The 7,027-nt window shown below is 68.2% G+C and carries 8 protein-coding genes; 2 read left to right on the top strand and 6 right to left on the bottom strand.

Annotation, left to right across the window (positions count from 1 at the left end):
• The 3 genes from ACF8O7_RS06365 to ACF8O7_RS06355 all read right to left on the bottom strand — a co-directional run.
• Nucleotides 1-1,252, bottom strand: a 1,252-nt coding sequence (locus ACF8O7_RS06365; protein ID WP_392442788.1) for a PAS domain S-box protein, incomplete at its 3' end; no start/stop codon positions are given.
• A gap of 15 nt (nucleotides 1,253-1,267) precedes the next feature.
• On the bottom strand, nucleotides 1,268-1,438 hold the full coding sequence (locus ACF8O7_RS06360; RefSeq protein WP_016454269.1) for a hypothetical protein: 171 nt from the start codon (nucleotides 1,436-1,438) through the stop codon (nucleotides 1,268-1,270).
• Nucleotides 1,438-1,809, bottom strand: coding sequence for a response regulator transcription factor (locus ACF8O7_RS06355; RefSeq protein WP_017407052.1), 372 nt, complete (start codon nucleotides 1,807-1,809; stop codon nucleotides 1,438-1,440). Before ACF8O7_RS06355 ends, ACF8O7_RS06360 begins: the two co-directional genes overlap by 1 nt.
• A gap of 113 nt (nucleotides 1,810-1,922) precedes the next feature.
• On the opposite strand from ACF8O7_RS06355, the gene ACF8O7_RS06350 reads away from it, so the two are divergent.
• Both ACF8O7_RS06350 and ACF8O7_RS06345 read left to right on the top strand, forming a co-directional pair.
• Nucleotides 1,923-2,573, top strand: a complete 651-nt coding sequence (locus ACF8O7_RS06350; RefSeq protein ID WP_016450119.1) for a response regulator — start codon at nucleotides 1,923-1,925, stop codon at nucleotides 2,571-2,573.
• Entirely contained in the window at nucleotides 2,570-3,370 is an 801-nt protein-coding gene (locus ACF8O7_RS06345) for a response regulator (protein ID WP_392442786.1), read from the top strand. Before ACF8O7_RS06350 ends, ACF8O7_RS06345 begins: the two co-directional genes overlap by 4 nt.
• A 24-nt stretch (nucleotides 3,371-3,394) precedes the next feature.
• On the opposite strand, the gene ACF8O7_RS06340 is transcribed toward ACF8O7_RS06345, so the two are convergent.
• The 3 genes from ACF8O7_RS06340 to ACF8O7_RS06330 all read right to left on the bottom strand — a co-directional run bounded on the left by ACF8O7_RS06340 (nucleotide 3,395) and on the right by ACF8O7_RS06330 (nucleotide 7,000).
• Nucleotides 3,395-3,592, bottom strand: coding sequence for a hypothetical protein (locus ACF8O7_RS06340; protein WP_074923645.1), 198 nt, complete (start codon nucleotides 3,590-3,592; stop codon nucleotides 3,395-3,397).
• A complete protein-coding gene (locus tag ACF8O7_RS06335) occupies nucleotides 3,589-4,731 on the bottom strand; it encodes a PepSY-associated TM helix domain-containing protein (protein WP_392407340.1) in 1,143 nt (380 codons plus the stop codon). Before ACF8O7_RS06335 ends, ACF8O7_RS06340 begins: the two co-directional genes overlap by 4 nt.
• Nucleotides 4,732-4,831: 100 nt before the next feature.
• Nucleotides 4,832-7,000 (bottom strand): TonB-dependent receptor, encoded by a 2,169-nt coding sequence (locus ACF8O7_RS06330; protein ID WP_392442784.1) that lies wholly within the window; start codon nucleotides 6,998-7,000, stop codon nucleotides 4,832-4,834.
• Nucleotides 7,001-7,027: the final 27 nt, after the last annotated feature.

Genomic DNA, 7,027 nt, shown 5'->3' with positions numbered 1-7,027 from the left:
GCGCCAGCCGGGCCAGGGGATCGAGCAGGGCCTGGATCTGCGCGCGGTACGGGCCGTCCACGATGTTCTCCAGCGGCTGCCCTACGGCCTCGGAGCTGGGCTGGCCGGTCAGCTGTTCCCAGCGTGCGTTCACGAAGGTCAGCAGACCCTCGCTGTCGGTGCGAAAGATCAGCTCCTGCACGCTGCGCATGAGCACGGCCATCTCATGCTCGCTTCGCGCCAGGCGTGCCTGGGCCTGCTCCATGGCCTGCTGTGCCGTCTTCTGCTCCCTGCGCGTCTTGAGCACCGACCAGCTCAGGCCCAGCACCAGGGCCAGCAGGGCCACGCCGGCCACGAAGAAGGCGAAGGCGTCATCCCTCCAGCGCGCCACCAGGGCTGCGTAGGGCTCCTCCACCACCAGCAGCAGGGGCCAGTTGCGCACGGTGCGAAACGACACGATCTCATGGGAGCCGAGCATGCCCGCGCCGATGTAGGAGCCGAATTCGCTGTGCGGCAGCCACTGCCGGAACAGCGGTGTCTGCAGCACGGCGGTCGCCTGCACGCCCGTGCCCGCATTGGTGCTGGCCAGCGGCCGGCCGTCGTAGGTCAGCAGCACGGCCTCGTAGCTGAGGATCTCCAGCGTGGCCTGGTAGAAGTTGGCCACGGCGTCGGGGTTGATCAGGGCCACCAGCACGGCGGGCATGCCGTTGTCCTGGTGAAAGCCCAGCAGCTGCGGCAGAAACGACACGCCGCGCGGCGACGGGTGCGCGCGGGGCGCCAGGGCCGACAGGCCACGGCCGGGCACCAGCCGGCCCAGCAGGGGCTTGCCGGGCACGACGACGGCGCTCTTGTCGTGCAGCAGCTCCTGCATGTCAATCTGCTGGCCGGCCTCGCCCGCCTGGGTGCTGGCCAGGATCAGTCCCTTGTCGTCGAGCAGGGCCATGCTGCGCAGGTAGGGCAGCTGGGCGATCAGCTGGGCCATGGCGGCCTCGCGCGTGCTGCGCGTGCTGCCGGCGGCCAGGATGGCGGGGTGGTGCGCCAGGCTGGACAGGGCCATTTCGGTGTTCTCGAAGGTCTTGGCCGTCTGGTCCTCCAGCACGCGCGCCAGCAATGCGGCCTGGGACTTGCTCTGGTCGGCCTCGGCGTGCAGCTGGCTCCAGACGAAGAGCACCAGCCCGGCAAGCACGCACAGGGCAAAGGTCAGCACCAGTGCCTTGATGTGGGCGCTGCGTCCGGCACCCAGGAAATGATGCGCGGTAGCTCGATCAGACATGATGAAGATGCTCCATCAGAAATTCCGGGGCGCGACGATGGCGGTCAACCCGTCGTGCGGCACAGGAACGGGCCGGGCCGGCGCGAACGCCTGCGTCCAGTGCCAGCCGCCCGCCAGCCTGCGGCTGGACGGGCCGTCTGCCATGGACAGGTCCACGCGGCCGGTCTCCCGTGCGCGCATCATCATCAGTCGCTCCTTTCAAGGCTGGCCAGGATCTGCAGCAGCCGGGTCGGGCTGAAGGGCTTGACCAGGTATTCGTCGGCGCCCGCATTGAAGCCCGCCTCGCGGTCCTCTGCGCTGTCCCGGGCGGTGAGCAGCACCACCAGGGTATGCCGCAGATCGTAGGAGGTCTTGATGCGACAGCACACCTCCAGGCCGTCCAGCGTGCCGGGCATCATCATGTCCAGCAGCACGATATCGGGCTTGTTGCGCTGGGCCACGGCCCAGGCTTCGTCGGCGGTGGGCACCTCCATGACCTCGTAGGCGCCGGACTCCAGCGTCATGCGCAGCAGTTTGCGGATGTCGGCCTGGTCTTCGACGATCAGTATCTTCTTCATGGCGGACCTTTCACAACGCAGTTGAAGGGGGCTGCGTGAGGCTAAATCATAAATATCAAATTCATCAAATTTATATTGAATTTTTCAATCGTATTTGATGCAAAATTGCTGCCATGTCCGAGAACAGCACCCCATCAGGCCAAATTCCGCACTACACGACTGCCGAGGTGGCAAAGCTGCTGGGCATGGCCGTGCGATCGGTCCAGCTCATGGTCGATCGCGGCGAGCTGGAGGCCTGGAAGACGCCCGGAGGCCATCGCCGCATTACGCGCGCTTCCGTGGAGCGCTGGCGCAGCAGGCAGGGCGAGCGCGCAGCGCCCGGGGTGCCCGGCGCACCAGCGGTGGCACAGGCGCCGGCCCCTGCCCAGGCGGGTTCGGGCACCGGGCAGCGCGTGCTGCTGATCGAGGACTCCGTGCACTTCCAGAATCTGGTGCGCATGCTGGTGCAGCGTCACTTTCCCGACGTCCAGCTGCATGTGGCGAACGACGGGATCACGGGCATGGCGCTGTACGGCCAGATCCAGCCCGATGTGCTGCTGGTGGACATCCTGCTGCCCGACATCGATGGAGCCGCCCTGATCACCACCTTGCGCACCCATGAGCAGTTCGCGCGCTGCAAGCTGCTGGTGGTCACCTCGCTGGAGGCGTCAGAGCGCGAGGCCTATGCCTTCGCATTGGGCGGCGTGCGCGTGATCCACAAGCCCCAGCTGGTGCAGGAACTGCCCGAAGCGCTGGGCGGGCTGCTGGGCGGGCCGGCGGCGTGAACGCGCCCCTTCCCGCGGTCCTGCTGGTCGAGGACGATGCCTCGATTGCGCGGTTCGTTGCGCTGGCGCTGGAGGGCCTGCCCCTCACGCTGGTGTCCTGCACGAGTGCGGAGCAGGCCCAGCAACTGCTGCAAACCCAGCCCTTTGCCCTGCTGATCACCGATCTGATGCTGCCCGGCGCCTCCGGCGTGGAGCTGATCGAGTGGCTGCGCTGCTCGCCGCAGGCGGGCTGCTGCGCCGTGGTCTTCAGTGCGGGCGTGCGGGCCGATGTTGCGCTGCAGCTGGAGCAGTTGAAGGTGTGGCGCGTGCTGCTCAAGCCGGTGTCGGTGGCGCAACTGGTGGACTGCGTGGAGTCGGTGCTCCAGCAGCATGCGCCGCCTCCCCCTTGCAGGCAGGAGGCCGGGACGGGCGAGGGCGCCGATGCGCAGCCGGATGTGCAACCGGATGTGCAACCGGAGGCGCCGTCGGACGCGCTCGCCATCGCCAATTTCTTTGGTGGCGACGCAGGCCTGTTCCACAGCTACCGTGACATCTGCCTTGCGCACTTGCCCGACGATATCGCCCGGATGGAGGTCCTTATCGCGGAGCAGAACGCCATGGCCCTGCGCAGGCAGGCGCACAGCCTGCAGAGCGTGTTGCGCCTGCTGGGACAGGAGCGGGCCAGCGGACTGACCAGGAGCCTGGAGCAGGCCTGCCTGGCCGGCGACTGGGCCGGTGTCACCGATGTCTGGCGGCCACTGGGCGAAGCCTTGCAGCAGCTGCTGGAAAGCGCAGGCCAGCGCGACCCGCGCGACTGAGCGCCGTGCCGGCCTGCCCCGGCTTCAGCCCGGCGGCCTGCGCCGCAGCCATCCATGCCAGATCCCTGCCGCCGTGGGAACGGCCAGGCAGACGCCGGCCAGCATGTCGCCAAGGCCGCCGTCGCTGAACAGGGCCGAGACCAGGCCGATGGCCGTCAGCACGCCCAGCGCGATGGGCCAGCCCCAGAGAGCGAGAAAGCCCCGGTGTTGCGCGCCGCTCATGCCGAGACCTCCTTGCCGCGCGGCGCGGGCTGCGGGGCCGGCACGCTCTTGCCCTTGTTGATCCACAGGTACAGGCCGGTGCCCAGCACGATGATGCTGGCGATGTCCAGCAGCGCCCAGAGGATCTGCATGGCCCGCCCGCCGTAGTCGCCGAAGTGCAGCGGCTGGGACACCAGCAGCGCCGTCAGATACCAGGGCAGGGCGGGCGCGGCCGTGACCTGGGCGGTCCTGGCGTCCACCAGCACGGGCAGGAACAGGCGCGAGGTCAGGGGCTCGTTGCCGCGCAGGAAGAATGTGTGGTGGTGCGGGCTGGAGAACGTGGTGCCGGGGAAGGCGATGAAGTACAGCCTGGTGCCCGGCACCTGCTGCTGGGCGGCCTGCAGCGATTGCTGCAGCGAGGCGCGCTCCGCCACCGGCACCGTGTCCTGGCCCTGGTAGGGCGCCAGCACGCTGCTGAGCTGGTCATGCTGCCAGTACTTGATCAGCAGGTCGGCCCAGGTATTGATCATGCCGGTGGCGCCCACCACGAACAGCCACACCAGGGTGACGATGCCCAGCAGGTTGTGCAGGTCTAGCCACTTCAGGCGCGGCTGGCGCGTGCGGCGCACGGTGCCGAAATCGAGCTTGCGCATGAAGGGCGCGTACAGCACCACGCCGCTGACGATGGCGATCAGCAGCAGCAGCCCCATGAAGCCCAGGAACAGCTTGCCCGGCAGCCCCGCGAACAGGTCCACGTGCAGCTTGAACATGACCCACATGAAGCCCTGGTCGAAGCGCGGCTGGGCCAGCAGTTCGGCCGTGCGCGCATCGATGACCACGGAGCGGAAATCGTCCGTGGGCGCCGGCGTGGGCGTCATGGTGACGAACCAGAGGTCGTCGGTGTCGTCGGACTTGGAGACGAACTGCACCACGCGGTCCGGGTGCTGGGCACGGGCCACCTCCAGCACCTTGTCCAGGCTGGCATGGGGCGTGCCCTGGGGCATGGGCGGGGCCTCCACCTCGGTGCCCAGCAGGTGGCCGATTTCGTGGTGGAAGATCAGCGGAAGGCCGGTCAGGCACAGCAGCAGCATGAAGACGGTGCAGACCAGGCTGCTCCATTTGTGCAACCAGGCCCAGGTCTTGATCGTGTGGCTTTGCATGGGGTGTTCTTTTCTCTGACAGAAGGGGGCCTGGGGCCCCCGCCATCACCGCGCCCCCGGCGCCATGCCAGGGGCGGGGCGGTTGCCGGTGGCCGGGGGCTTAGAAGTCCACTTGTGCCGACAGCATCAGCGTGCGCGGCGCGCCCGTGGTGGTGTAGCCGGCGGCAGTCACCCAGTAGCTCTTGTTGCTGACGTTCTCCAGGCTGGCGCGCAGCACCACGGGCTTGCCGGCCACATGGGTGCGCAGGCGTGCGCCCAGGTCCAGGCGTGTCCAGCCGGGCATGCGCAGGATGTTGGCCGCGTCGTAGTACATGGACGAGGTGTGGATCACGCGGCCGTTCAGGCTCAGGCCCTCCACCCAGGGCGTATCCCAGTCCAGGCCCAGGTTGAAGGTGCGCTCGGGCACGCCGTTGGCATCGTTGCCCTGGTTCACGCCGCCTGCCGTGCGCGAGAGCCTGGCGTTGTTGAAGGCCGCGCTGGCCAGCAGGCGCAGGCCCTTGTGGATCTCGCCGTAGGCGGTCAGCTCCAGGCCGCGGTTGCGCGTCTCGCCGCCGAAGCTGTAGACATTGGTCACCGGGTCGGTCATGGAGCCCGGGCGCTGGATCTGGTAGAGCGCGGCCTGCGTGGTCATGCGGCCCCAGTCCACCTTCACGCCCACTTCGTACTGCTTGGACTTCTGTGGCGCGAACACCTGGCCGGCATTGGCCGTGTTGGGCCCGGCCGTGCCGCCTGCCGACAGGCCCGCCGTGTAGTTGGCGTAGACCGCGACATGGTTCTGCGGCTTGAACACCACGCCGGCCAGCGGCGTCACGGCGCTGGCCTTGTACAGCGTGGTGCCGCTGGCGTTCTTCTGGTCTATGGTCTGGTCGCGCAGGCCCACGGTCACCAGCAGGCGGTCGCTGAACAGCGCCATGGTGTCGGCCAGCGCCAGGCTGTGCTGCGTCAGCTCGGCGTTCTTGGTGGGCGCGCCGCGCACGAAGTCGATGGCAGGCAGGGGCGACGGGTTGTAGATGTTGGAGGGGACGGCTTTGGTGGTCAGCTGGTAGAAGTAGCCGCTCTCGCGGTCCATGTAGTTGGCCGCTGCCACCACGGTGTGGCCGATGGCGCCGGTCTTGAAGCGTGTGCGCAGGCCCACGTCGGCCGAGGTGGTCTTGTTGAACTCGTCGTAGAAGCCGTTGCGCACGGTGAAGTTGCCCAGCGAGTCGATGCGCTGCACGGCCGTGGGGAAGCTCTGGTCGCTGGACACATCGCTGTAGCCCACGCCGCCGTAGACGGAGGTGTTGGCGTTGATGTCGTATTCCACGCGCGAGATCACGGTCTTGGCCTTGTCCAGCAGTTCCGTGCCCGGGTTGAAGTTGGTGCGGCTGTCGGGCACGGCGGGCACCTGGGTGATGCCGGCCAGGAAGGCGCTTTGCGGGCGGAACTCCGTGGTCTTGCCGCTGGTGGTCAGCGCGTCCAGCGACCAGCGCAGGCCCTGGCCTTCGTAGTCCAGGCCCACCGAGGCCAGGCCCAGGCGCTGGCGGCCGCCGTCGATGTTGCCTTCGCCGTTGCGCCACACGCCGTTCACGCGCACGCCCCACTGGTTGTCTTCGCCAAAGCGGCGGCCCACGTCCAGGTGGGTGCCGAACTGGGCCTTGCCCATGTAGGTGGCGGTCAGGCGGTTCAACGGCACGTCGCCCGCGCGCTTGGTCACCACGTTGATGCTGCCGCCGATGCTGCCGCTGGGACCCACGCCATTGGTCAGCGAGCCGGGGCCCTTGAGCACTTCCACGCGCTCGATCACCTCCAGCGGCAGGCGCGTGGAGGGCGACAGGCCGTACAGGCCGTTCACCGACACATCGCGCATGGACAGGGAAAAGCCCCGCACCTGGAAGTCATCGCCATAGCCGCCGCGCGCCTGCAGGGTGCGCACCGAGGCGTCGTTCATCACCACGTCGGCGATGGTCAGCGCCTGCTGGTTCTCGATCAGCTCCGAGGTGTAGTTGGTCGTGCTGAAGGGCACGTTCATCTGGTCGGTCTTGCCCAGGATGCCCAGGTCGCCGCCGCGCGCGATCTGGCCGCCGGCATAGGTCTTTTGCAGTCCGCCGATGGCCTCGGCCTGGTCGCTCACCGTCACCTCCTTGAGGGCCGGGCCCTCGGCCGTCTGGGCCGCCACGCCCACGGCGGCCAGGGCCAGGCCGGCGCCCAGGCATTGGCGGATCAGGCGCGTGAGGGGATGGGAAGCGAAGCGGAAGTCCGCAGGAGTGCTGGGGTGCGTCATGGCAGTCATGTGCAAAGGTTGGAAAAACCGGGAAGA

Source organism: Delftia sp. WSY_16, assembly GCF_043104415.1.
GTDB classification, from domain to species: domain Bacteria; phylum Pseudomonadota; class Gammaproteobacteria; order Burkholderiales; family Burkholderiaceae_C; genus Comamonas; species Comamonas tsuruhatensis.
The sequence above is the reverse complement of the archived record's forward strand: the minus strand, read 5'-3'. Positions and strand labels throughout refer to the sequence as shown.

Bases quoted from the DNA above. Each gene is read 5' to 3' on its own strand.
- ACF8O7_RS06360 (WP_016454269.1), bottom strand. From the start codon at position 1,438: ATGATGATGCGCGCACGGGAGACCGGCCGCGTGGACCTGTCCATGGCA.
- ACF8O7_RS06355 (WP_017407052.1), bottom strand. From the start codon at position 1,809: ATGAAGAAGATACTGATCGTCGAAGACCAGGCCGACATCCGCAAACTG.
- ACF8O7_RS06350 (WP_016450119.1), top strand. From the start codon at position 1,923: ATGTCCGAGAACAGCACCCCATCAGGCCAAATTCCGCACTACACGACT.
- ACF8O7_RS06340 (WP_074923645.1), bottom strand. From the start codon at position 3,592: ATGAGCGGCGCGCAACACCGGGGCTTTCTCGCTCTCTGGGGCTGGCCC.
- ACF8O7_RS06335 (WP_392407340.1), bottom strand. From the start codon at position 4,731: ATGCAAAGCCACACGATCAAGACCTGGGCCTGGTTGCACAAATGGAGC.
- ACF8O7_RS06330 (WP_392442784.1), bottom strand. From the start codon at position 7,000: ATGACTGCCATGACGCACCCCAGCACTCCTGCGGACTTCCGCTTCGCT.